The following is a 24,918-nucleotide window of genomic DNA, read 5'->3' on the forward strand; positions in this document are numbered from 1 at the left end:
CACGTAGATTTCCAGCGCGCGACGCGAGCCGGCGGTCATGGCTGGCTCGCCGAACCGATGCGGTAAGGGGGAACGCCAGTAATCCCGTTCAGGGCAAAAGGCCGTCGTCCCAAGGTGTTGCGCGCCAACGCGCCAATAGAAAATCCATGAAGACGCTCAGGCGGCGAGGCACAGGCTCGCGGCGCGCGCGAACCAGGCTGATCTTGGAAGGAACAGCCTCCCATTGAGGCAGCAGACGCAGCAGCCGGCCGTCGCGCAGCTCCTCGTGGATATCCCAGGTCTCGCGCAGTGAAATTCCAAGGCCTGCCAGGCACCATGTGCGCAACACGTCGCCGTTGTCACTGCAAAGCGTCCCAGTGACAGCGGTGGGCCGATCGCGCCGTCCGTTGCGCAGCGGCCATGTATCGTGCCGAAAGCCCGGATAGGCGAATACCAGACAACGATGACTGGCAAGATCCTCCGGCGTCTGTGGCGAGCCGTGTTCGCGCAGATAGGCCGGCGCCGCGACAAGAATTCGGCGGTTCTCGGCAATGCGCTGTGCAACCAGCCGGGAGTCGGCCAGTTCGCCTATGCGGATTGCAAGGTCGAAATCTCCGGCGTAAATATCCTGCACCTGGTCGGAAAGCCGTAAATCAAAGGCCACACCCGGATGTAGGCAGCAGAAGTCGCCAATGGCGGGCGTGACGTATTTGCGGCCGAACGGCGCCGGCGCCGTTATGCGAAGCGTACCGCGCAATTCCGCACCGCCACCGCTTGCCAAAGCCTGCATCTCCTCCAGTGCCGACAACGCCATACGCGCCCGATCCGCAATGGCCCGGCCTTCGTCGGTTATACGCAGATGTCGCGTGTTGCGCTCGAACAGGCTCGTGCCCAACGCCCGCTCCAGCCGAGCGATGCGCGCGCTAACCAGCTTGGGTGCCAAATGCAGATCGCGTGCGGCAGCGGAGAAGCTGCGCTGCTCGGCCACGTGCACGAAAACTGCCAGATCATCGAGATTGCGTATCGACATTTGGTTTATTTTATGGAAAGTCTTTGTTTATTTACCTGCTTTTAATGATAAATCAAGCACGAGAAAATGGCATGCCTATATTCAACGAAGCCTGTCGCGTCAGGCCATCAAGGAGCTCAACAACATGTCACGCATTCTTTTCGTTCTGACCAACCACGACCGAAAGGGTCCACCGGGCAGCAACGCAGCGCCCAGCGGCTTTTATCTTTCCGAAGTCAGCCACCCCCACCAAGTGCTGACCGAGGCCAACCATGTCATCGACTTTGTCAGTCCCAAAGGCGGGAAGACGCATGTGGACGGCTTCGATCTGGAGGATCCCGTCAATGCTTCATTCTGGAATAATCCAACACTACGCAGCGCCACGGAAAATACTTTGGCGCCGGCGCAAATCAACCCCAGCGATTACGCAGCTATTTTCTATGCCGGAGGCCACGCAACAATGTGGGACTTGGCGGATAGCAAGGAGTTGGCCGCTATTGCGGCGCGCATCTATGAGCACGGCGGACTGGTGGCAGCAGTGTGCCACGGCCCAGCAGGCTTGATAAACATCACGCTGTCTGATGGACATTATCTGGTCGAGGGCAAGGATATATCGGCCTTCACCAACGACGAAGAGCGCGCCGTCGGGCTGTATGACACCGTACCGTTCCTGCTGGCTGACGCCCTGCAAGCACGCGGAGCCCGTCATTTGCCCACGGCGAACTTCCAGCCCCGGATCGTCGTCAGCGAACGGCTGATAACAGGCCAAAATCCAGCGTCAGCCAAGGGCGTTGCAGACGCCATGCTGCCCTTGCTGGCACATGCTTGAACCTGATGTTCTACTGTTTCAGTATGTAGGATATTCAGTTATAATCAATGCTCTGGGGCCGATCCGGCTTCGACGTGGGTCACAAAACAGCATAGGGCATGTCGAGCACCAGTAAGCTCGTAAATCCACTGGAACACTATAAACGCCAACGACGAGCGTTTCGCTCTGGCCGCTTAAGCGGTGAGCCGCTGCACTGATTTGTCTTTGGGTCAGGTAGGGAAACCTACAGCAGCGTCATTTACAAAGAATCGGATCCGGCTGGGTCACTCAGTCTGGTCTTAAATCCAAGTGAATCGCCAAGGAAGGGCCTGTCGGCTGGCACGCTCCGCGGTTAAATCCTAAAATTGGCCGACTAAACATGTAGAACTAGCTGCGGAGGGCTTGCGGACGCGGGTTCAATTCCCGCCGGCTCCACCAATACTAAAGCCCCAACTGTTATCAGTTGGGGCTTTTTCTTGGCAGGAGTCCAATGAAGGCGCTGTTATGCGCGTGAGCCAAACCTATTCCTGGGAACGCAGCTACTCCGGCAGATCGTTCAGCTCGTAGCTGGTACTGCGTCCACCCGCATCCGATTTGCGCAGCACGCTCCGCGTCAGCAGATCGTTGATGTCGCGTAGCGCCGTGTCCGGTGAACACTTGGCAATGGCCGCCCACTTGCTGCTGGTGAGGTTGCCCTCGAAACCGTCGAGCAGCCTGCTCAGCAACTTCACCTGTCGTTCGTTCAATGGCGTGGTCGCCCAGCGCTGCCAGAACCGCGCCTTGGTCAGCACGGCCTCGAGCGTGTGCTGCGCCTGATCGACGGCGCGATGCAGGGTTTCGAGGAACCAGACGAGCCACTCGGTAACATCCATCGAGCGCTTCTGGGTACGCTCCAGGATGTCGTAATAGGCCTTGCGCTCCCGCTGCATCTGCGCCGACAAACTGTAGAAGCGTTGCGGGCTGCCGTCGGCACGCGCCAGCAGCAGGTCGCCGATGGCCCGAGCGATGCGTCCGTTGCCATCGTCGAACGGGTGCAGGGTAACGAACCAAAGATGCCCAAGGCCTGCCTTCAGCAGCGGCGGTTCGCTTGATGCGCTATTGAGCCAGTCCAGGAATCGACTGGTTTCAGACTCCAGATGATCGGCGGGCGGCGCCTCGAAATGCACGCGCTGGCGGCCGATGGGGCCGGACACCACCCGCATCGGGCCATTGGCATCGTCTCGCCAGCCACCAACCTTGATCCTGGAAAGACCAGAGTAGCCGGTGGGAAACAGCGCGGCATGCCAGCCGAACAGACGTTCACGCGACACCAGCGCATGACAGTTCGCGGTGGCGTCGAGCACCATCTCGACCGCGCCCTCGACGTGGCGATCGACCGGAGCGAGCGCGCCGATGTCCACGCCCAGTCTGCGGGCAATGGACGAGCGCACGGATTCGACGTTGAGTTGCTCGCCTTCGATCTCGCTGGTCTTCACCACGTCCTCGGTGAGCGCTGCGAGGCTCGCCTGATCGCGCAGCGCCATGCCGACATCGGCCAAGCGCCCCATCAAGAGCCCCTGGGCACGACTAACCTCGGCCATCGGCCTGGCCAGCACAGCCAGGTCGAAGCGCCAGTTCGGCCAGTCACCGACCTGCCAGATATATTTGTAATCGCCGCTATTCATGCGGAGATTATGGCCTGCAATCTCCGCATGGGCAATTCATTCACCGCATTTTGTGCGGTGAATATGAGCACCATTCGCCGCATGGGATCGCCTTGCCCAGCAATAGGTGTAAATGGGTGCGTTATTGGTTGTGGCAACGGACGCGGGCGGGCTCGATTCCCGTTTCGGAAATTGAACTGGCCCCGGAAAGCAAACGAGGTTGAACGGCCTTTCCAGTGACCAATCAAGGCGAAAAGCCTGTTCGAACGTCCGGTACCGAATGGCACACCAGCAGGCTTTTCGATCCGGTTCTCACGGGTTCGCAGCAGCCCCCAGCGCTTCGATTCCGTACTTTCAATAGTCGTTTGGTGCGGGGTACCACCCCACCACCAATAACGAAACCCCAGCCATTGATGGGGATCTATTTTCCACATGCCGTGACCAGGCTCAAGACGGTGCAGGTCGGGCGCTTACGGTACGTCTGCATTGCTGGAATGCATTTATGCGGCAAATAAGTAGACGCAAGCAAATAGCCTGACTATCACCCTATACTGGGTGTTTTCTTCCATCAACAACCAAACTTAGTGAGAGTCTATGTGACTTGTCATGGTCTCTATGAGGTAAGTGTGTGGACTTCGATATTGCGAAAGAAAAAATAACTGCCCTAGTTGCTGAGGCAATATCATCGGACAGTGATTTGGATGATCTGAGATGGGATGTCAATACTATCGCCAAGTCTGGTAGGGTGAGCCTATCCGAGCTCAAATCCTTAATCATTTCAGGATGGGTGCAGGTTGTTGCCGCTCATCCTAGTGATGAACCCATTTCGCGGGAAATGGAGCTCCGCTTGCTCGAGCTGCAAAACCATTTTTCCTTGATGCGAAATGACTTGAATCAGTCTGGTGCCTACTCACAAGTGGTTAGGCTCGTCATCCTTAGAAATGTGATGGAGGGCCAGGTGCCGGAAGTGAAGCTTGATTTTCCAGTGCCATTTGAGCTTCAAGATGAACGCCTGGTATGGGCAATGCGTAATGTGGATTACTACAAAGAAAGATCTCGGACTGAACGTATTGGTGCCTCTCATGGCGTCGAACTAATGGCCGGTGAAGGGCTCCTTCTTCAGGTGGATGAGTCCAAAGGCGAGCTTGTCAGCATTACAGAACTTGTGTGCATGGGGGTAGGAACACTAGGCGTAACCGACAAACATGTCTACTTTGATACAGGAAATGAGCGTTTCTGCATTCCCTATAAGTCCATTGTTATGTTTGAATCGTTCAGCGATGGAGTGGTTCTGCATCGGGAAAATGCAGAGCCACTTGGGTTTGCCACTAGCGACGGAGGCTATTTATCCAAGCTTCTCATTGAGCTGAGTCATCTGCAAAATCAGTAGGTGCAACTTGTCACGCCCTCTGTTTTAGCGTCATGGCTGTATTCCAATCGGCAAAGGTTGCTGTCTGTCGATTGCAAAACCAACGCTCCAGAGATGCCGCTAGACCTTCGTCATCGTCACCTAACGCCAGAAACCCAGACAATGGTCATTGATGCTTGGCCAGGGCTTGGCGAATTTGCGGGCCGTGAATCACATGAACCTGGAACGGGACGTTATGCTTTACGCCACAGTTGGGCTTTTTTCTTGGCGGCCCTTCCCCATTTGGCTCTATCCCTTTAATGATAAAGAGCCTGCCATTATTTCCCGATCGGGAAATTATAGATCGAATCATGCCCGAATTACACCGAGCATTCCCGATCGGGAAATATCGCTGGCATATAGCCCCGTTTTGGCTCATAATTTCCCGAACGGGAAATTTAGCAAGCCATGATATCCATTCGATCACCTCAACAACTCGGCGATGTACTGCGTGCCGCCCGCAAGCAACTCGGGCTGACACAGCCTCAGTTGGCGCTGGCGGCAGGGGTGGGTGTGCGCTTCATTGTCGATCTTGAAGCAGGCAAACCCACGTTAAGACTGGAAAACGTACTGCGAGTCATTGATGCCTTGGGTGGAGAGGTCCAGTTGAGCGGGTTGCCATCACCCGTGGCCAACGATCAACGCGAGGAGGACAACCATGGCGCATGAGCTCGAAGTCTGGCTTTTCGCCGAACGTGTCGGCACGTTGGCGCTGGTCGATGGGCGCATAAACTTTTGCTACGCACCCGATTGGCTGTCACACAAAGACGCCGTTACCTTGTCCGCCTCGCTGCCCCTGCAAGCGGAGCCGTTCGACGATCGCAAAACGCGTCCCTTCTTTGCTGGTCTGCTACCCGAAGGGCAAATGCGTCGCCTGATTGCGCAGCAGTTTCAGGTGTCTGGCCAGAACGACTTTGCGCTGCTGGACCACATCGGTGGCGACTGCGCCGGAGCCGTGACCTTCCTTGAGCCGGGGCAGGCTTTGCCTGTGCCGACACACAGCGATGACGTTCAATGGTTGAGCGACGACGAAGTCGTTGCCATCCTGGATGAATTGCCGCGTCGTCCCATGCTGGCAGGCAAAGACGGCTTGCGACTTTCCTTGGCTGGTGCCCAAGACAAGTTGCCAGTGGTTTTCGATGGTGCGCGCATCGGACTGCCCCTCAACGGCACGCCCAGTTCCCACATTCTGAAGCCCCCTATCCACGCTGTTGAAGACAGTGTGATCAACGAAGGATTTTGCATGGCGCTGGCTGAGGCCATGCAACTCAAACCAGCAAAATCAAAAGTTCACCAGGTATTGGATCGCTCGTTTCTGCTGGTTGAGCGCTACGACCGACTGATCGACCCTCGGGGGAACCGGCAACGGGTCCATCAAGAGGACTTCTGCCAGGCGCTTGGCGTGGTGCCCGAAATGAAGTATCAGAATGAAGGTGGTCCGGATCTGATCCAGTGCTTTGAGCTGGTACGCAGCGCGACGCGCCCTAGTGCGCCACAGGTACTGCGGCTGTTTGACTACGTGATCTTCAATGCGCTGATCGGTAATCATGATGCGCACGCCAAGAATTTCTCTCTGCTTTACACAGGCAAAGCCCCTGTTCTGGCACCATTTTACGACACGCTCTCGACTGCGGTGTATCCAACACTGACGCAGAAGATGGCGATGAAAATCGGTAGCAAGTACAAGTTCAGCGAAGTTCAGGCGCGTCACTGGGAGCAGTTCGCCGAAGGCGTAGGCTTTACCAAGGCGCAGGCCAAACGGCGCATTCTGGAGCTGGCAAAGTTACTGCCAGCAACGGCGCGCAAGCTCCAGGCTGACCCTGGGCACAATTTTGTTGGCAATCCAGTGGTTGAGCAAATCAATACCTTGATTGAACAACGCTGCACCCTGACGATTCGGCGGCTCACCGATCACGCCGCCGAAAATGACGCAACCGCCGAACCCTCGGTCTGAACCACCATGCGGACGCTGTTCGATTCCTGAGGCCGTCTACTACCGTGTCACAGGCAGCCAGGTCATCATTTACCTGATTGCGGACGGACGCCGTGACATGCAAACCGTGCTTGCTCGCCGCCTCCTGGGTGCTTGACCCGCAGCAGATCAGCAGATAGCGGCGGTTCTCATACAGCACATTGAGCTGGTGCCCAAGCGCAGCCTGCGCCCTCCCCGCTTCATCCTTTAGGATGGCCACGAAGGCCAAGCCTTCTGATTCTTCACTCGCGGCAAGCGCAGACAAGCTTCACGCCAATGGTGAGAATTTACAGGATACGTCTCACCTTTAGCGTATTGGAAGAGGACTTAAAGAGGCTCACAAATAGAGGCTATATTGGTCATGATTCCAACTTCTTCAGGGATGCCATGCTGGATCGCAGTCGCTCGGCAGCAGATGTGGCCTCTTCCAATAGCTGATCCCAGTCGTCGGGAGGCTGGCCGCTGGCCAGCATCCTCCGAAACATTCGGTACGCATCATCACCACTTTCATAGGCGCGTTTCGTATCATCGTCGTTCACCCACGCCAGCACGATCACCTTGCTGGACGCGTGATAGCGAAAGAACAAGCGGTACTGTTGGAAGAACTTGGCGCGAAACCAATGTTTGCGGCCGTCACCGAGCGTGTTGCCTTGGCGGTATTCCGGCCGTGCCGGGTCTTGCGGAATGACGTCGAACGCCAGTTTGATGATCGCGGCCAGCCGCTTGTTGGTGTTCTTCTTTACGTATCCGGCGGGGTCTTTTGTCTTAAGCGCCTCGACCTGCTGAACATAGGTTTCAAGTTGCACTAGAAATAGCGGGTGCGCGAAAACTGTCCAGCCGTGAATGATTAGGGGCGCAGGCTTGCTGCTGCTCATTCATCATCCGCCGACAAGGGGGTGTCGAGATCAACTTCGATGCCGCCGGTCAGGGATTGGAGGCGCTGAACGAAGGCGACGTCGATAGCCTGCAGGCGCTCCGGATGGCTGGCGATGTCGCGCGCCAGGAAGTCCAAGAACTGACCGAGCACCGGGTCGTCAGCTTCGGCGGCGTCGACACGCGTCAGCACAACTTCGCCGCTGGTGCGGATCGTGTAGTGGATCTTGTCGCGCTTGCCGAGGCGAAGAGCGCGACGCACGGTTTCCGGCACCGTGGTCTGGTAACGGTCGGTCAGCGTGGATTCGGCTTCGAGAGTGACAGACACGGTGTTCTCCGGTCAAAGGGACAGACGCCCTGCATGGTAATGCAATTGGCTTGTCATGTCAATGCAACTGCATTACCTATAATTGTTGCGATTATGACCGGTTTTTCGGAAGGTGTTTGGCTACCCGTTGTCGGGGCTCCTGCGGAAGGATGGCTTCCTGGGTGCTTGACCCGCAGCGAACCAGCAGATAGCGGCGGTTCTCATACAGCACATTCAGTTGGTGCCCAAGTGCAGCCTGCGCCCTCCCCGCTTCATCCTTGGGAATGGCCACGAAGGCCAAGCCTTCTGATTCCTCACCCGCGGCAAGCGCAGACAAGCCTACTGCCTCCGCCGTGCCCTTCGAATAGAATTGTGCCGAAAAAGGGGGCCCGCCCAAGTAGCGCAGCGGAATGTGACCGTTGCCTCGCTGCAATGCATAGCGCACCAGGCCGCGTTCCGATTTAAGCGTGTCGGGACGATGCCAAGCGATACCCGTCCACATCAGCACAGCAACAGGTACGAGGACGAACAGCGGCAGAAGATGACGACGGGTAATGCAGCCTTGCACCAGCAAACGTTCAATCGGCAATGCCACCAGCACGCTGAGCGGCGCAATGGCGGGCAGTATGTATGTCCAGAGAATATTGGCGGAGAATGTAAAGAACAACGGCGTAAACGCAGCCCAAGCCAGCCAGTAAGGGAAAAGCGCATCGTGGCGCAACGGGCGCAAAACGCCTCGCACCCGCGCGCTGCGCCAGGAAGCCGCGAGCATTGCGAGTAGTGCAAGCCCCCACGGAAACGTGGCCTGCAGCCAATACAGCCAGATGGTGCCGTACGCTTCCCGATGCGCCGTGCCATAGAGATCGCCGTGCCAGCCAGCATCCAGGAAGCGCCGGATGTGTTCGCCAACGATGAAGTAGTCCAGAAAGCCAGGGGTCTTGAATTCGGCCAGTATGTACCATGGCGCGCTGATCAGCGCGGCAAGCAGCAACCCTTTTGCCCAGGCCATGCGGGGTTGCGGACGATTTGCGTATTGTTCCATCGCACACCAGCATGCTGAAGGCACGAGAATAATTGCCGCCGCCAGCGGTCCTTTGGCCAGCAAGCCGATGGCAACACCGACAAAGAAGCCGATCCGGCAAAACAGCAGCAGCCGTGACGAAAAGGCTTGCGTAGCGCATTGACGCCGGTGTTCGCTCGCGAGCACCGCAAATGTGACAAACGACAAGTTAGTGCCCAGCGCAAGAAAAGGATCGGTCAATACCGCGCCCGATGCGACGTATACGAGTGTGCTGGTCGCATAGATCAGGGCTGAAAGGATGGCGACGCGCCTTCCGCGCAGGATGCGCAGCCCGCGATACAGGATGAATACCGAGAGCAGCAGGCAAAGCCAGGATGGCAGCCGCGCGGCGAATTCGTTGACGCCCAGGTATCGCATGGAGAGGGCTTCGGCCCAGAAGGAAAGCGGCGGCTTACCCCAGAAGGGCACGCCGGGCCTGAACCATGGGGTAATCCAGTCCCCGGTCTGAGCCATGAGGCGGGCTATCTCCGCATATCTGGGTTCGCTTGTATCCGAAAACGGCACAAGCCACATCGATGCCAGCGGCAGCAAAAGGACCACGACGAGCAGGCGGCGGTACCAATCAATAGTTCGCGGCATATGGCTCTTTGGTGGTGATGGGCTGGCCTGCCCATGCGGTGGCTTGCCGCGGCTGGCCCCGCCGCACCACGTTTCGTATCAGGAAGACCGGACGCCGCTTGGCTTCGAAGTATGTCTTGCCGATATACTCCCCCAGCACTCCTATGGCCAAGAGCTGCGCGCCGCCCAGGACTGCAATCAGGGATATCATCGACGGATATCCCTGAACCGGGTCGCCCAGTACAAGCGTCTTGACAACAATCCAGAGTGTGAAAAGCACCCCGCCTAATGCAATCAATAGTCCGGAAATGGTCGCCAGACGCAATGGCGCAATCGAAAACGAGGTAATGCCTTCGAACGCCAGCCCTATCAGGCTGAGGTAATCCCATTTGCTGGCACCCGCAGCGCGCGCCGGGCGGTCGTACTCGATCTCGACTGTGGGAAAGCCAATCCAGGCAAACAGCCCCTTCATATAACGCTTGCGCTCGACAACCAGATCCAGCGCATTGACAGCAGCGCGGCTAAGCAGTCTGAAATCGCCGGTATCAGCCGGAATGTCGACTTCGCTCACCGCATTCAGAACGCGATAGAAACAATAGGCACTGGCCCGTTTCAGGAAAGATTCACCCTCGCGCGAGCGACGCCGCATATTGACCACGTCAGCGCCATTGCGCCAGGCCAGCAACATTTGCGGAATCAGTTCGGGCGGGTCCTGCAGGTCGGCATCCATCACGATGACCGCCTGCCCCGCTGATTGTTGCAGGCCAGCCGTCAGCGCCGCCTCCTTGCCAAAGTTGCGGCTGAGAAAAACCGCCGTGACTGCCTGATCGCTGGCGGCCAGCGTATCGAGCATATCGGAGGTTGCGTCCTGGCTTCCGTCATCGACCAGCACCAGCTCATACGTAATGCCCTGCGATCTCAAAACACGGGTCAGGCGTTCATGAAGCATCGGCAGCACTTCGTGCTCGTTGTACAACGGGACGACAACCGACAGTTCAGGGTCCACGCTTCTGCCAGCTCCAGAATGCCATAAGTCAGTGAGTGCGTTCATGAAAGACGAGCCTTTGATAGAAAGCGTAATTAAGAAGCGCCACGCAGGCCGTGGCGCAGAATTGCCCGAGCGCACAGCCAAATCCGGCGAAAGCCACAAGTATTCTGACAATGGCTGCATTAGTGCTCCAGCCTATGAGCACCACAAATATGTAGGCGAGCCATCTGGGCTGCGGCGCGTTGAATGTCCACCGCGACTGAAGCAGGTAATTCAGCGCGGATCCGGCGACCGCACCCGTGGTGGAGGCAGGGACGACACCCCAATTCATGGCAATGAGCACCGCCATCACCGCCCAATGCAGCAGGGTTGCGGCCCCCGCGCTGGCCCCGAACCGAGCCAGCCGTGCCGCAGCCAGGGTGCGGCGATGCGCGCGGAGGCCGCCCTCAGAAGCCACGGCTCCGGCGCACAGCACGCCGCGTAAACGAAAAAATACAGACATTACAGACCTTAGGCACTTCGACTGCGCAAAGGATAGCCATCAGGTCATCAAGAATTTATCAATCTGTTCTCAATAAACTATCGAAACCGGCATCACGGCCGAAGCAGTCATGAAGACCGCCGTCGGCCAACCACGGCACATCGTCCAGACGCGCCCACCCTTCAGCACCGCATGCGGGGCCGGGTTTGATAATTCCTTGATTTTTTCTTAATGATTTATTGATGCCCGGTTGGCTAGGCTTTGCGCTTCGTATATGCAATCGCAGCGCCCTGCCTGCCAATAGGCCATGCAAAATCCGATCTCTCAGCAAGTTCCCGGCACATTTCTTCCTGGCGAGGACGCCAGCAGGCGGCGACGCGCCCACCTGATTATGCCGCGTTTCGAAGTGCTGGCGTACTTTCTGTCCGTCTTCCTCATTGTCAACACATTGACGCGTGCGGTCCTGCTTGTCTATGAAGGCGACATGAGCAACCTTGCCCTTGCTCATCTGCTCGAGATATTCGGCGCCGGCCTGATCTACGACTTGGCTGCCGCGGCGTGGTTTCTGATACCACTGGCCCTGCTCGCCGCAATCATCCCCGATACGCGCGTTGGACGCCGTGTGCATGCCGTGGCAGCCAGCCTCGGATGCTTGGCACTGCTGGCGGCCATTCTCTTTACGGCGGTGGCTGAGTTTCTATTCTGGAATGAGTTTTCCTCGCGCTTCAACTTCATTGCCGTGGACTACCTGGTATACACGCGCGAGGTTCTCGGCAATATCGAGGAGTCCTACCATGTCAATCTCATCCTGTCCTGCATCGCCATTGCCACTGTCCTGATTGCCTGGCCGCTGCGCCGGCGCTTCTGGTCGACGGCCTCGGCCGCCGCAGGCAACTGGAAACAGCGCACGGGCATGTTTCTGGCGATCCTGCTGCTGCCCGCCGCCAGTTACTTCCTGGTCAACGACACCTTCAAGACGCATCAGGCGTCTGCCTCGGCAAGCCAACTTGCCGGAAATGGCGACTACGAACTGTTTCGCGCATTTCGGGACAATAAGCTGGACTATCGCCGCTTCTACAAGGTCCTGCCGGAAGCCCAGGCCAAGCAAATCATGCGTACAGCGTTCACAAAAGGAGCCGCTTCCGCACATTTCCTGCCGGATGCCAGGAATCCGCTTGCACGCAGCATCATTGCCGCAGGCCCAGAACGTCGGCTGAATGTGGTGCTGGTATCCATGGAAAGCATGGGCGCCGATTACCTGGCGTCGTTCGGCGGCCAAGAAGGCCTTACGCCCAATCTTGACCGCCTGGCGCGGGAAGGCATGATGTTCACGCAAACCTATGCAACAGGCCTGCGGACGGTGCGCGGCCTGGAGGCGCTGACACTGTCCATGCCGCCAACACCCGGTCATGCCGTTGTCATGCGCAAGAACAACAAAGGATTTCAGACTTTGGGGCAGGTATTTCGAGAGCATGGCTATGACTCTCTCTATCTTTATGGCGGCTACAGCTACTTCGACAACATGAAGGACTTTTTCGGCGGCAATGGCTATGCTGTCATAGACAGAATGGATATGCCAGACGATCAGATATCCCATGAAACCATTTGGGGCGTGGCCGATGAGGACCTATTCCGAAAAACGCTTCAAGTGCTCGATGCGCGTACGGCCGATGGCAGGAAGGTATTTGCCCATGTCATGACGACTTCGAATCATCGCCCATATACTTATCCAGAGGGGCGCATAGATATTCCGTCGGGTAGCGGGCGCGCGGGCGCGGTAAAGTATGCCGACTGGGCCATTGGCCAATTTGTCGAGCAGGCCGCCAGACACGCCTGGTTCAAGGACACGATATTCGTGTTCGTGGCTGACCACACATCGCACGGACGCGGGCGCACGGATTTGCCGCCCGAGGCCTTTCATATTCCGTTGATCATCTGGTCTCCTGCAAACATTCACCCCCAGCGCATAGATACGCTTGCATCCCAGATCGATGTCGGCCCGACACTGCTCTCGCTGCTGCATTTTTCCTACACTTCGCAGTTCTTCGGCCAAGACATACTCGCGCAAGGACGCAACAACCCGCGGGCACTCATGGCCAACTACCAGACCGTGGGGCTGCTCGAAAGCGGCATGGTCGTGGAGCTGTCGCCGCGGCGGCAGGTGCGTGTGCTGGACGCCATCAACGGCAAGCCCCGCATGCAGGATCCCCAGGCTGGGCGCCTGGTCGACGAAGCCATTGGCTATTACCAAGTTGCATCGGGTATTCTGCGCAATGGCGGGCTGCTCGGAACAGACAATTAGGCGGCGTACGACAAGGCACGCGTGCCGGCATGGCTGCCTCTGGCCGCATTTCCCGGTGCGAGGCACACACATTCCCGACGTGGGTGCAAGATAGGCAACTGATATTATTGGATTATTCCTTGACGTGCGATCCAAACCGAGAAGAACAACATGGCTTTGAAACATGCAGTACGAATGCTGGTCGTGGAAGACCATTCGGGCCTGGCAGCAAATCTGCTCGAATTTTTTGCGGATGGGCGCTATATCCTGGATTTCGCTTCCGATGGCTTGACGGCGATTCACCTCATTGCCACCAATGAGTACGACGTGATCGTCCTGGACGTGATGCTGCCGGGGTTATCCGGCTTCGAAGTTTGCCGCCGCATCCGCAAGGATCTTCGCTGCGCCACCCCGGTCATCATCATGACGTCCAAGGATCAATTACAGGACAAGGAAGAAGGTTTCACGGTCGGCGCAGACGATTATCTTGTCAAGCCTTTCAATTTGCGGGAGCTGCAATTGAGGGTGGACGCGCTCTACAGGCGCAAGGCGGGCTTTTCCAGAACGCCGGAAATCAGCATACCGGGAATGCGGTTTGATCCCGGCACGTTCATGGTGCACAGGGATAACGGCGACAAGCTTGAGCTTTCCGGCACGGCGGCCAGAATTTTCGAGGAGTTGCTCAAGGCCTATCCAGACTTTCTTTCCTATGAGGAGATCCAGGAGAGAGTATGGGGCGAGCGAGAGGTCGACATGAACACCTTGCGTACTCACATTTATTCGCTGCGCAAGCTGCTTCAGGATGCCTTTCATTATCCCGTCATCAAAACCATGCATGGACGGGGCTACAGGATCGTGGCGCCCGAACTCAACACGTCCGACCAAGATACCTGATGACGCCTAAATCAATATCCCGCCGGGTCTACCGCGCCATACTGGCGGTGAGTGTGGTGAGCATGCTGGCCATGGTTGCGACAGTCCTGCTGGTCAACGAAGACCTTGAGCAGACCATGCTGGATGTGGAGTTTGCCCAGGAGCGGGACTTCATTCTGGCGAACGATACGGGCGACGATGATTTCGTGTGGGACACGAAGAACCTGGCGATTGTCTTTGTCCCCTCGGGAAAACCTCGCCCCAAAGTTCTGCCACGCATATTCCAGGGGCTGCCGGACAATCATTCCGCGGAAATCGAGCTGGATGGCGAAACCTATCTCGTAAAGACCGAAACCGTTTCAACCGGCATTCTTTACATCGCCAAGAACATCACGCACTTTGAAGACAGAGAAACGCTGTTCACCATCGCCTTGCTGGTCATGACGCTTGTCATCATCACATTCAGCCTGCTGCTTGCGGTAGTTAGCAGCAGACGAATCGTCAAGCCATTAAGACGGCTGTCGGAGCGGATCAGCAGAACACCGGTCGGGGCGAACATGCCTCGCATGAAAACAGACTACGTGGACGCCGAACTGCACGCCATAGCCACGACGTTCAACCGGTTTCTGGACGAACTCGAATCCTATGTGCGACGCGAGCAGTCTCTGCTAAGCCTCGCAAGCCATGAGCTGCGCACCCCCATCGCCGTCATGTCCGGCGCCCTGGATATTATTGAGCTGCGCGACCAGCTAAACCCGGATGACCGGGCCACACTTGCCCGCGTACGCAGAGCCTGCGATGAAATGCGCGACAACGTCAACATTCTGCTCAGGCTGGCTCGACGAGAGCCGGGCGGCCACATCGAGGAGGTGTTCGATGTTCGCCCTGCCATACAACAAGTCATCGATGATCTGAAGATTAGCCATCAAGCGGGAGATCGCGTAATCCTGCAGTGCGCCGCGCCATTGACCGTTAAGACGGATCCAGCCATGGTGCGCATGCTATTGCGCAATCTCGTGCAGAATGCACTGCAGCACACCGCCAGCGATATCCACGTAACAGTGTCCCAGGGCGTCATAGAGATTGAAGACAAGGGGCTGGGGCTCAATACCAACCAGCAGTCCATACTGCTAGGGCAAAACACACGCCATGATGGGGCTTCGCTCAGCGGGCTGGGCCTGTATATTGTGACACTGATGACCGAACGGTTGGGGTGGCGCCTGGACATTGCGCGCACCGACAGCAACGGGACGCGGATCCGGTTGATCGTTAGCCGGGACGCGCATTGATATAGCGCGGGATGCGCGGGTGCATTGCTGCGGATGAGGGACAGACGTTTTTATATACATCATGATTTTTTGGAGACACGATGGCGCAGACCATTCAACAGAAGCGGGCAGCTTTCAGGGCACTTCACGCACAGGGCTGCTTTGTACTGCCCAACCCCTGGGATGTGGGCAGTGCCCTCTTTCTGCAGCAAATGGGATTCAAGGCACTGGCTACGACGAGCTCCGGCCATGCCTGGTCCCAGGGCTTGCCTGATGGATCGACGTCTCGAGACGAAGTGATTGCGCATATGCGCAAGCTTGTATCAGCCACCGATCTGCCGATCAACGCTGATTTTGAAAGCGGCTTCGCCGACGACCCGGCCGGCGTGGCGCAGAGTGTGCGAATGGCGCTCGACACAGGTGTGGCAGGGCTGTCGCTGGAAGATTCAACCGGCAATCCCGATGCGCCCTTACTCAGCATAGACGATGCCGTAGCCCGGTTGCGGGCGGCCCGCGCTGCTATCGACGAAGCAGGAGGAGACACGCTGCTGATAGGCCGGGCTGAGAATTTCTTCGTGGGACGCCCCGACCTTGACGATGCCATCACCAGACTAAAAGCCTACGCCGAAGCTGGCGCGGATTGTCTGTATGCACCCGGGATACGTACCCGTGAACAAATCACGGCGGTGGTCTCTGCCGTTGCACCCAAGCCTGTCAACCTTCTGGTCGGCACCACAATCGAGTTCACCCTGCAAGATATCGAAGCCATGGGCGTACGGCGCGTGAGCGTCGGCGGCGCAATGGCCCGCGCGGCATGGGGCGGCCTGCAACGCGCGGCCAGCATGCTTGCGCGGGAGGGGCGCTTCGATGGCTTCGCCGACGCGATGAGCCAGGCACAACTGAATGCCTTGTTTAAGAAGGAAGCCGGGCAAGCGAACGATCAGGCATAGCAGAAGCCCATGCGCCGCGCCGGCGTTGTGCACGCTGACTGCTCGCCTCGCGTGCCTGCCGGCCAAAAAGGTGGAAATCAACGTATGCTCAGGCGGCCTTGGCGCCTGCGCGGCAGTCGCGAGCGGCAAGTATTTCCAAGGTAGGCCCGCAAGGCTGGCGCACTTTCAAGGCCAGATGTGCATCCGCCCGGGTACGGCCCAGATTGACGGCGGCAATGGGCACGTGCAGATCAACCGCCGCCTTGATATACCGGTAGCTCGAATACACCATCAGCGACGAACCGACAACCAGCACCGCGTCGGCTTTTTCAAGTTGCCCATAAGCTTCGTCCACGCGTGTGCGCGGTACATTCTCGCCATAGAACACCACGTCGGGTTTCAGGATGCCGCCGCAGTGCGGACAGGAAGGCACGGCAAACGCAGAAAAATCCACACACTCGAGATCCGCATCGCCATCGGGCGCATCCATAGCGTCAAGATTCAGCCACTCTGTATCATTGAGTGCTTCCAGTTCTTCCTGTATAGAGGCGCGGGGCTGCACATGACTGCATTTCATGCAACGTACCCGATCCAGCCTGCCATGCAGATCAAGAACACGCTGGCTGCCGGCTGCCTGATGCAAGCCATCTACGTTCTGCGTCAGCAACAGCGAAATGCGTCCTTTTTGCTCAAGCATCGCCAGTCCGTAGTGCGCCGCATTGGGACGCGCGCTGCCGAAGCGGCGCCAGCCCACCATACTGCGCGCCCAATAGCGGGCACGCTGCTTGGGATTATCCATGAACAGGCGAAAGTCCATCGGCGCCGGACGCTTCCAGTTGCCCGCCGTGTCGCGATAGCAAGGTATGCCGGAATCGGTGCTGCAACCGGCGCCCGTGATGACAAACAGCCGCTGGTGACGCTTGATGAAGGCATGCAAATCGGAAAGGTCAGCCATATGCCAAACTCGCTTTAAACGCAAACAGTATAACGGCCACCTGGCACTATTTCGCCAGCAGAACGCCTCCAATGGAAATTAACCGTGATGCCCCCCCATGCATACTGCTTGCACAGCGCGAGGAATGCGGCACACTACAGACTCCATGCTATTTTCAACAGGACGATGCCATGAACCTTCGTCAACTGGAATATTTCATCCAGGTCGCCGATGTAGGGAGCTTCACGAAAGCCGCAATGCTGCTGGACGTTGCCCAGCCAGCGCTCAGCCGTTCGATACGAAGCCTGGAGGCCGAATTACACCAGAATCTGCTTTACAGGAATGGGCGGGGTGTCAGCCCGACAGAAGCAGGCAAGAGACTGCTGACACACGGCCGAGTTGTCTTGACGCAGTTAGAGCGAGCCCGGCAGGCCGTCGAGGCCATCAGAGACACGCCTGTCGGACGGGTTGTCATCGGCGTGCCGCATTCGATTGGTCGGATTATTATCGCGCCCTTTGTCACGCATTTCACTAAAGCTTTTCCCGATGCCACGATCTGCATTACTGCAGGCCTTACCGTGCATTTACATGAATGGCTGCTATCCGGGCGCATCGACATCGCCCTGCTGCATGACCCCTCACCATCTCCAGCCCTCGAAATTATTCCTCTGAGCGAAGATGACCTGTTTCTGATTGGCCGCAAGCAGGGTCAGCCCGGAAGGAGTCGTACCACTGTGCCGCTCAAAGCGCTGGCCGATATGCCGCTGATCATACCGAGCCGCCCTCACCCTCTGCGCATGCTGATAGAAACGCGACTTGCCAATCTCGGAAGAAAACCAACCATAAGATTGGAAATTGATACGGTGTCAGGCATTGTGGAACTCGTCATGCAGGGCTTCGGCAACGCAGTGGTTACGGCAAACGCCTTGCTTATTGCGGAAGACGCGGCGAAACTTTCCGCACGCAGAATCGTATCGCCAGGTTTGACCAGCATACTCGCGCTGGGAATCTCCGCGGAAAGGCCCATGACAACACTGGTTTCAAGCTCGATTTCTTTGCTTCAAGCTTTCTTACCAACCGTCCTCGTTGCCCCCAATACCAAGACACGCAAGAGGTAATGCTACCTGCTCTATTGTATTCATTTAATACATATCAGCTAGATTAGAAATTACATTTTTATCTGGCACCATCCTGACTATCATTGCTTTCGCCAGTTATAGAAAGGAAGCTCCAGTGCTGATTACAGATTCGCAGGTGCATTTATGGGAGGCACATCGTCCCGACCGTCCCTGGCCGACTGAAGAAGTGGGCCAACCGGTTTTCGTTGCGGAAGAAGGAGCTCGCCCTCACCGCAAAGAGCCTTTACAAGCTGACGAGTTGCTGCATGTCATGCGGCTCGCGGGCGTTCACCGCGCCATTATTGTTCCCCCGTCTCCAGTGGGGGACGAAAATCTAACCGCGATGGAAGCGGCAGCACGCTATCCCAAACAACTGGCAGTCATGGGCCGCTTCAATCCACAAGCCGCCAATGCCAGAGAGCGTATAACGCGTTGGTTGAGCCAGAAAAACATGCTTGGCATACGCATGACCTTTCACAAGGAAAAATGGAAGGAATGGCTTGAAGGCGACACGCTGGACTGGTTCTGGGAAAAGTGTGAGCGACTGCGCATACCCTTGATGCTGCTCGCGCCAGGTCTATTGCACAAAATCGAGCATATCGCCATCAAGCATCCCGATCTCATTATCATCCTGGATCATATGGCGCGTCAGAGCTCGTTGAGGGATGATGCATGTTTTGCGGATATAGAAAAGCTTATTACGCTCTCACGATATCCCAATGTTTCTGTGAAGGTATCAGCGGTTCCATGCTATACCACGCAGCCGTACCCATTCTCCAATCTAAAACCATTTCTGAGGCAAATCTACGATGCTTTTGGCCCCAGGAAACTGATGTGGGGATCCGATTACACCCGACTGCCTTGCACGTACCAGGAATGTCTAGACCATTTTCGCTATGCGCTGGATTTTCTTGGCGACGAAGACAAGGATTGGATTCTGGGCGGAACAATTGCTGAGCTGCTCCGTTGGCCAGAGGCGGAATTCCCGTGACACTTCTGAATACTTACCCTGCCAGATAGCAGACGCTATCTGGCACTGCTGAGCCGCACCCGCATCGACTGAATAAATATAGGAGACACACATGAGAATCATCTCAAAGATCGCCGTAGCACTGTCCATATTGACAATGCCTGTTGCCTCTGGCATATCTGCCGCGCACGCACAAGGAGAGAGTTTTCCGACCAAAGCCATCCATATCGTCGTGCCGTTTTCCCCAGGCGGCGCGGTGGATATGCTCGGACGACTGATTGCCACCCATCTTTCGCAACAGATGCATCAATCCGTTATTGTTGAAAATCGCCCCGGTGCAAACGGAAATCTCGGCACTGAATATGTAGTTAAATCAGCACCTGATGGCTATACGTTGCTGTTGGGCAGCAACGGGATGGCGAGCAACGGCCTGGTTTACTCACACCGTAGTTTTAATGAACTGAAGGACCTGACTGCCATTGGATATATTGGAAGCGCACCACTCATCATGGTGGTAGGAAAGAACTATCCTGCCGATTCGGCAGGTGAAATTATTGCAAAGGCAAAATCGGATCCGACTTCGGTCAGTTATGCGTCTGCAGGGTTTGGCAGCTCGGCGAATCTCGCATCGGAGGCGCTTAAGTTCGCAGCAAAAGTGGATATTCTTCACGTCCCGTACAAGGGTGGCGCACCTGCGATTGTGGATTTGAGTACGGGAAGAGTTTCCTTCATGATGCTTGACCCACTTCAAGCGATGCCGCAGATCAAATCTGATCGTCTGCGCGCGCTGATGATAGGAACGAACGACCACCTTTCCTTGCTTCCCAACGTCCAAACGGCAGGCGAAGCAGGTTATCCCGACTTGAATGCAACCGTATGGTGGGGGCTGGTGGCGCCAGTGGGCACACCGCCCGATGTAGTCCGGAAACTAAATGCCGAGCTTAATACCGTATTGAATAACGCAGATGTAAAAAATCAACTCATAAGCCTTGGCGTCACACTTCAACCAGGAACACCAGAGCAATTCGATAAATACATACACGCTCAAGTTGAGAAATGGGCGCCCATTGTCAAGGCAGCAGGCATCAAGGCGGATTGACCACAGACTGCCGATCAGGCACGCGCCTCACCCTGCCCTAGCCCCGCTCCGCCTTGTCGTCCGAGAACCGCGGCAAATTCCAATTGAAGCGCAACGATAGATACCGGATAGCAAAACACAGGGCAATGGCCGTCCAGGGTACCCATTGGAGCGACCAGCCAACTTCCTCTGCAATGGCCAGGAAAGCCGCCGCAAATAGCGCGGCTGAGGCGTAGATTTCTTTCTGGAGAATCACAGGCGTGCGGTTCAGGAAAAGATCTCGCATCACGCCGCCGCCCACTGCCGACACTGTCCCAAGAATAATGGCTGCACCGATGCCATGGCCGAATTGCAGCGTTTTATGGGCGCCAAAGACCGCAAAAAAGCTCAGCCCTGCCGCATCGAACAGGAGCACGGGATGGGAGAGCCTTCTTACCAAAGCATTCATGCTGATGACAAGCCCCGCAGCTATGACGGCAACAACAAGATAACGCCAGTCCGACAAGCCCGCCGGCGGTATGGCGCCTATGCAGATGTCGCGGATAATCCCGCCGCCGCAGGCAGTCACGTAGGCCAGCGAAATGACACCAAATAGATCCAGCTTTTTCTGATGCGCGGCAACCGCCCCACTAATGGCAAACGCAAAGGTGCCTATCAGATCGAGCAATGTGAACAAAGCGTGTGTGGTCATGGTGCTGAATCTTACTCTTTTGCCAGCGCACGAAAATATGCCCGTGTAATCCCGTGGGACTAAAGATTTGTTTTTAAGAACGGCGTCGAGGCTGCGGACCAACTCAGTTAATATTCATTTAAATAATAAATATATAATTTAAAGATATAACAAACTTTCACAAGGCGGCATCAACCATGGCGTTCCAGGTTTCGCCTGTGTCAAAGCCGACACAGACCACAGACGGCACAATCTCGGCGCGCCGCAATGTCGGACTGCTCATGGCCGCGCAATCGCTGGGCGGCGCTTCGGCGCCCATTCTGATTTCCCTGGGCGGCATCGTGGGCCAGACGCTGGCTGATGACGCATCCATTGCCACGTTGCCAGTCAGCCTGTATCAACTGGGCTTGGCACTCTCCACCATTCCCGCCGCGATGCTCATGCGCACGTGGGGCCGCAGAAGCGTCTATCTACTCGGTGCAATACTGGCCATAGCCGCTGGCCTGACGGCGGCTGCGGGCATCATACAAGGCAGTTTCCTGACGTTTTGCGTGGGCACTGCCATGGCTGGCTTTTATGGCGCGTGTGTGCAGAGTTACCGGTTTGCCGCTTCGGACACAGTCAACAGCGAGCGGCGCGCCAAGGCCATTTCCAACATTATGATCGGTGGCTTGATGGCAGCCATTATTGGCCCGCAGGTGGTCATCTGGACACGCGACGCGCTGCCAGCAAGCCCCTTCGCGGGCAGCTTCCTCGGTCAATCCGTGCTGGCCCTGCTGGCATTGCCGTTGCTCGCGCTGCTGCGCATGCCGCCCACGGCCTCTGCAACGGCATCCTCCGATGCGGGCCGCCCACTTGTCGTCATCGCCCGGTCACCCCGCTTCATCGTCGCTGTTACAGCCGGTGTGGTTTCATATGGCCTCATGAGCTTTATCATGACGGCGGCCCCCATGGCCATGGTCGGCTGCGGCCACACTGTAGGCGAAGCGGCATTGGGCATACAGTGGCATGTGCTGGCCATGTTCGGTCCGAGCTTTTTCACGGGCAGTCTGATCAACCGCTTTGGAAAGCCGGGCGTTACTGCGGCCGGCCTGGCGATGATCGCCGCTTCCGGCTTGCTGGCCCTCGCCGGACTCGACCTGCTGCATTTCTGGGGCGCCCTTGTCTTGCTGGGCCTAGGCTGGAATTTCGGCTTCATCGGCGCCACCGCCATGGTGACCGACTGCTACCGGCCCAGTGAGCGCGCAAAAGTCCAAGCCCTGAATGATTTCCTGGTTTTCGGCACAGTGGCGATAGCCTCATTCGGATCTGGCCAACTGCTGAATACTTCAGGTTGGAGCAGCATCAATACACTTATGCTGCCCATTGTAGGTCTCGTCCTGCTTATGCTTGGCTGGGCCGCCAGGCAAGCGCGCGCCGATAAGGCGCCCGCGTAAAGCCTGGCCCGCGTGGTCAACGCCTCACTGGAGCGCCAGATCGCCGACCATCCGGATACGTTCAAAATCGGATATCAAGGCATCCACTTCCACCGTCCAATGGCTTACCGCGGGCAGTCTCAGATCGGGAACGATCCAGACGCCATCCTGTTTACCCGCAGCGTATCGCACGGGTTCTATGCCGGCCTGCCGGTTGTAAAAGGAAATATCCACCTCCTGGGCCTTGAGCGGCAAGGACTGCGCATCAAGCAGTTCAATACGCAAGGCCATGGGCTGTCCGCCTTGTGCGTGAACGACGTCCAGTCGCGCGGAAGCGCGGCGGGCATGCAGTTCAGTGGCGGCATGGCTGCCCATGACATGGCCTGAGGCATGATGATGGTCCATAGCGGGTTGCGCCATGTCCTGAAACGCCATCGTGCGTGGCGGCGGTGTAAAGCGCCAGAAGGCCACCACTGCCAGGATGGCCGCCGCCACCACGATCTCGAGCAAGACTATGGACCGCATTCCGGCCTGGCCGACGGCATCGCCATCGAGTACCCGCTGCGTCAGTTTATAACGATTGAACGCGCCCAGCCCCAATAGAAGAGACACCAGCATTAGCTTGACTACCAGCACCACGCCATAGCGTGTGGTCCACAAGGCCGACAGATGGCCAAGCTGTAGGCATGCCAGTGTTACCCCACTGGCCAGCAAGCCGGCGAGGATCCAGGGAATCCAGGCGGAAAAAAGACGCAACCCTCTGGTATAGGCTTCCTCTCCGCTGCACGGCCGGACAGCCAGGCCCATCAAAGCACCTATCCAGAACACCACGGCCACGCCGTGAAGCCAGACCGCGGGGCGCGACAGCCATTGCGGCGGCGCCTGGCTGGCGTGGCCTGTAACTGCCAGAGACAGGCCAACCAGCACCACTGCCAGCGCCGCCAGGCCCCGTGCGGGGACAAGCCCGCGTGTCCATGTTGCGGTCGCGGCCGCAAAGCAGGCAATGATGGCTAGCAAGGCGGCCAGCCCAACTGTCGAGGACGCCGCCACACGCCAGGGATGGCTGTTCAGCAAACCCGCCCAGCCCAGGTCCAGGGCATCCAGGCCAAACAGGCCGGTGTACACAATGCCGGCAAACACGGCAAGCGCGAGTAGCGCGGTTACGATGCGCCGCTGGGGCCAGATCGACAGATGCGCGTGATCCGTCCGGGTCTGGCTCAGCCAATACCGGTGAAAAACAGCCCCGATACCCGAAAATAGCGCCATGTATGACATCAGCCGCAGCAGCCATATGCCCGCTGAACGGAAAGCATGATCGGCCTGCGCGCCGCCTGGCACCGCACTTGCCACAGCAAATGAAAACAGGGTCGTGCCGCCCACCGGGTGGCCGTCAGCCGACACCACGCGCCAGCTCAGGCCATAGGTGCCGTGCTGCTGCAAGCGCGGCAGATCCACGACAAAGGTATTGTCGTGCTGTGCCACCCGATCCAACACCACTGTCCTGCCGTCGGGCCTGAGCAGCTTGAGTACCGTGGGAGACACTGCCTCGTTGAAGGAGAAGGTCATCTTTGCCGGCGCCGCTGCAAGCAACGCACCGTTGGCCGGCTCGACCTCCACCAGAGAGGCATGCGCCCACGTTCTGGGCGAAACAAGCAAGCCGGCCAGACACAGCATAAGCGCCAGCAGCCCTGACGCCCAGGCCCGCGCGCGTCTTGCAGTCATCATTGTGGCGGCAGCAACTTCAGGCCCGGCGCGGGCGTGTCCTCATGCGTATCGCTGCCCTTGGCATGTCCGTCCGGTACGTCTATCCAGCGGGCAACGCCTTTTTCGCATTCCTGCACCACTGGAAAGTACAGCATGCCTCCCGGCTTCAGATCGCTCGCGAGATACGCGACAAATGCAAACTCATCGTATTCTTCATCGGGCAACACGCTGCCGGTCCATGCGATTTCTTTGACACCTGATTCTATCTTGCCGCCATGCAGTACATAGGATTGGGCGTAGTCGCCCTTGGTCGTCTGGATTTTCCAGCCGGGCTTGTGCTGCGGCTTGACAGAAATGACGCCCTCGGGGATGCGAACACGCAACGCGATCGTGGGCGAACCGTCGCAACCGTGCGGTACCTTGAGCACCGCCTTGTAGTAGCTGGCCACCGGCGCCTCATGGACAGCCAAGGTGACATGCGCAGAGGCCTGCGAAGCGGGAAACAGCACGGCGGCGCCGAGCGCGGCCAATGAAAGAAAAGACTTGAACATAAGATAAAACCTCGAAATCC

At 57.4% G+C, this 24,918-nt stretch carries 24 protein-coding genes, 1 other RNA gene and 1 pseudogene; 14 read left to right on the plus strand and 12 right to left on the minus strand.

The genetic code is table 11. The annotated features are described in order from the left end of the window. Positions 1–88: 88 nt before the first annotated feature. Complete coding sequence (locus ERD78_RS00480) at positions 89–1,009, minus strand: LysR family transcriptional regulator (protein WP_129967220.1); 921 nt, start codon at positions 1,007–1,009, stop codon at positions 89–91. Between the two features lie 124 nt (positions 1,010–1,133). Between ERD78_RS00480 and ERD78_RS00485 the strand changes: the two genes are divergently transcribed. Continuing rightward, complete coding sequence (locus tag ERD78_RS00485; protein ID WP_129967221.1) at positions 1,134–1,817, plus strand: type 1 glutamine amidotransferase domain-containing protein; 684 nt, start codon at positions 1,134–1,136, stop codon at positions 1,815–1,817. A gap of 54 nt (positions 1,818–1,871) precedes the next feature. Beyond that, positions 1,872–2,234: a transfer-messenger RNA gene (gene ssrA / locus ERD78_RS00490) on the plus strand. 101 nt (positions 2,235–2,335) lie between these two features. Here ssrA and ERD78_RS00495 read toward each other — a convergent pair. After that, the gene (locus tag ERD78_RS00495; protein ID WP_129967222.1) at positions 2,336–3,460 is read right to left on the minus strand and encodes a Fic family protein; all 1,125 of its coding nucleotides are present in this window, start codon (positions 3,458–3,460) and stop codon (positions 2,336–2,338) included. A gap of 607 nt (positions 3,461–4,067) precedes the next feature. Between ERD78_RS00495 and ERD78_RS00500 the strand changes: the two genes are divergently transcribed. From ERD78_RS00500 to ERD78_RS20140, 4 genes and pseudogenes are all read left to right on the plus strand, one after another. Beyond that, positions 4,068–4,829 carry a hypothetical protein gene (locus ERD78_RS00500; RefSeq protein ID WP_129967223.1) on the plus strand — a complete coding sequence of 254 codons (762 nt, stop codon included), beginning with the start codon at positions 4,068–4,070 and terminating at the stop codon, positions 4,827–4,829. A 426-nt stretch (positions 4,830–5,255) separates the two neighbouring features. Then, the gene (locus ERD78_RS00505; protein WP_129967224.1) at positions 5,256–5,516 is read left to right on the plus strand and encodes a helix-turn-helix transcriptional regulator; all 261 of its coding nucleotides are present in this window, start codon (positions 5,256–5,258) and stop codon (positions 5,514–5,516) included. Next, a complete protein-coding gene (locus ERD78_RS00510) occupies positions 5,506–6,801 on the plus strand; it encodes a type II toxin-antitoxin system HipA family toxin (RefSeq protein ID WP_129967225.1) in 1,296 nt (431 codons plus the stop codon). The genes ERD78_RS00505 and ERD78_RS00510 overlap by 11 nt, the downstream gene beginning before the upstream one ends. Before the next feature lie 25 nt (positions 6,802–6,826). Continuing rightward, a pseudogene (locus ERD78_RS20140) lies at positions 6,827–6,937 on the plus strand (type II toxin-antitoxin system RelE/ParE family toxin); the annotation flags it as partial. A gap of 241 nt (positions 6,938–7,178) precedes the next feature. Here ERD78_RS20140 and ERD78_RS00520 read toward each other — a convergent pair. The 6 genes from ERD78_RS00520 to ERD78_RS19695 form a co-directional block, all read right to left on the minus strand. Next, on the minus strand, positions 7,179–7,694 hold the full coding sequence (locus tag ERD78_RS00520) for a type II toxin-antitoxin system YhaV family toxin (RefSeq protein ID WP_129967226.1): 516 nt from the start codon (positions 7,692–7,694) through the stop codon (positions 7,179–7,181). Beyond that, positions 7,691–8,020, minus strand: a complete 330-nt coding sequence (locus ERD78_RS00525; protein ID WP_129967227.1) for a type II toxin-antitoxin system PrlF family antitoxin — start codon at positions 8,018–8,020, stop codon at positions 7,691–7,693. Before ERD78_RS00525 ends, ERD78_RS00520 begins: the two co-directional genes overlap by 4 nt. 91 nt (positions 8,021–8,111) lie before the next feature. Beyond that, positions 8,112–9,659 carry an ArnT family glycosyltransferase gene (locus ERD78_RS00530; RefSeq protein WP_129967228.1) on the minus strand — a complete coding sequence of 516 codons (1,548 nt, stop codon included), beginning with the start codon at positions 9,657–9,659 and terminating at the stop codon, positions 8,112–8,114. Next, a complete protein-coding gene (locus ERD78_RS00535) occupies positions 9,643–10,689 on the minus strand; it encodes a glycosyltransferase family 2 protein (protein ID WP_129967229.1) in 1,047 nt (348 codons plus the stop codon). Before ERD78_RS00535 ends, ERD78_RS00530 begins: the two co-directional genes overlap by 17 nt. Beyond that, entirely contained in the window at positions 10,673–11,128 is a 456-nt protein-coding gene (locus ERD78_RS00540) for a GtrA family protein (protein WP_129967230.1), read from the minus strand. Before ERD78_RS00540 ends, ERD78_RS00535 begins: the two co-directional genes overlap by 17 nt. A 58-nt stretch (positions 11,129–11,186) precedes the next feature. Further along, a complete protein-coding gene (locus tag ERD78_RS19695; RefSeq protein ID WP_167668793.1) occupies positions 11,187–11,615 on the minus strand; it encodes a hypothetical protein in 429 nt (142 codons plus the stop codon). Here ERD78_RS19695 and ERD78_RS00545 point away from each other — a divergent pair. From ERD78_RS00545 to ERD78_RS00560, 4 genes are all read left to right on the plus strand, one after another. After that, positions 11,592–13,409 (plus strand): LTA synthase family protein, encoded by a 1,818-nt coding sequence (locus ERD78_RS00545; protein WP_245152284.1) that lies wholly within the window; start codon positions 11,592–11,594, stop codon positions 13,407–13,409. The genes ERD78_RS19695 and ERD78_RS00545 overlap by 24 nt on opposite strands. Positions 13,410–13,559: 150 nt before the next feature. Next, a complete protein-coding gene (locus tag ERD78_RS00550; RefSeq protein ID WP_129967231.1) occupies positions 13,560–14,282 on the plus strand; it encodes a response regulator transcription factor in 723 nt (240 codons plus the stop codon). Beyond that, positions 14,282–15,550: a sensor histidine kinase gene (locus tag ERD78_RS00555; RefSeq protein ID WP_129967232.1), complete on the plus strand. Its 1,269-nt coding sequence runs from the start codon at positions 14,282–14,284 to the stop codon at positions 15,548–15,550. Before ERD78_RS00550 ends, ERD78_RS00555 begins: the two co-directional genes overlap by 1 nt. Before the next feature lie 80 nt (positions 15,551–15,630). Next, the gene (locus ERD78_RS00560; RefSeq protein ID WP_129967233.1) at positions 15,631–16,479 is read left to right on the plus strand and encodes an isocitrate lyase/PEP mutase family protein; all 849 of its coding nucleotides are present in this window, start codon (positions 15,631–15,633) and stop codon (positions 16,477–16,479) included. Positions 16,480–16,567: 88 nt separating this feature from the next. Here ERD78_RS00560 and ERD78_RS00565 read toward each other — a convergent pair whose 3' ends face one another. Further along, positions 16,568–17,413 carry an NAD-dependent protein deacetylase gene (locus tag ERD78_RS00565; RefSeq protein ID WP_129967234.1) on the minus strand — a complete coding sequence of 282 codons (846 nt, stop codon included), beginning with the start codon at positions 17,411–17,413 and terminating at the stop codon, positions 16,568–16,570. Positions 17,414–17,583: 170 nt separating this feature from the next. On the opposite strand from ERD78_RS00565, the gene ERD78_RS00570 reads away from it, so the two are divergent. From ERD78_RS00570 to ERD78_RS00580, 3 genes are all read left to right on the plus strand, one after another. Then, complete coding sequence (locus ERD78_RS00570) at positions 17,584–18,510, plus strand: LysR family transcriptional regulator (protein ID WP_167668799.1); 927 nt, start codon at positions 17,584–17,586, stop codon at positions 18,508–18,510. A gap of 115 nt (positions 18,511–18,625) precedes the next feature. Then, positions 18,626–19,501: an amidohydrolase family protein gene (locus ERD78_RS00575; RefSeq protein ID WP_167668800.1), complete on the plus strand. Its 876-nt coding sequence runs from the start codon at positions 18,626–18,628 to the stop codon at positions 19,499–19,501. Positions 19,502–19,592: 91 nt separating this feature from the next. Further along, the gene (locus tag ERD78_RS00580) at positions 19,593–20,579 is read left to right on the plus strand and encodes a tripartite tricarboxylate transporter substrate binding protein (protein ID WP_129967237.1); all 987 of its coding nucleotides are present in this window, start codon (positions 19,593–19,595) and stop codon (positions 20,577–20,579) included. A 37-nt stretch (positions 20,580–20,616) separates the two neighbouring features. Here the strand turns inward: ERD78_RS00580 and ERD78_RS00585 are convergent, their stop codons facing one another. Continuing rightward, complete coding sequence (locus ERD78_RS00585) at positions 20,617–21,249, minus strand: trimeric intracellular cation channel family protein (protein WP_129967238.1); 633 nt, start codon at positions 21,247–21,249, stop codon at positions 20,617–20,619. 260 nt (positions 21,250–21,509) lie between these two features. Between ERD78_RS00585 and ERD78_RS00590 the strand changes: the two genes are divergently transcribed. After that, positions 21,510–22,664 carry an MFS transporter gene (locus ERD78_RS00590; protein WP_129968266.1) on the plus strand — a complete coding sequence of 385 codons (1,155 nt, stop codon included), beginning with the start codon at positions 21,510–21,512 and terminating at the stop codon, positions 22,662–22,664. A gap of 24 nt (positions 22,665–22,688) precedes the next feature. On the opposite strand, the gene ERD78_RS00595 is transcribed toward ERD78_RS00590, so the two are convergent. Both ERD78_RS00595 and ERD78_RS00600 read right to left on the minus strand, forming a co-directional pair. After that, positions 22,689–24,368: a copper resistance CopC/CopD family protein gene (locus ERD78_RS00595; RefSeq protein ID WP_129967239.1), complete on the minus strand. Its 1,680-nt coding sequence runs from the start codon at positions 24,366–24,368 to the stop codon at positions 22,689–22,691. After that, positions 24,365–24,898 carry a YcnI family copper-binding membrane protein gene (locus ERD78_RS00600; RefSeq protein ID WP_129967240.1) on the minus strand — a complete coding sequence of 178 codons (534 nt, stop codon included), beginning with the start codon at positions 24,896–24,898 and terminating at the stop codon, positions 24,365–24,367. Before ERD78_RS00600 ends, ERD78_RS00595 begins: the two co-directional genes overlap by 4 nt. Positions 24,899–24,918 lie beyond the last annotated feature (20 nt).

Source organism: Allopusillimonas soli (genome assembly GCF_004153445.1).
GTDB classification, from domain to species: domain Bacteria; phylum Pseudomonadota; class Gammaproteobacteria; order Burkholderiales; family Burkholderiaceae_B; genus Allopusillimonas; species Allopusillimonas soli.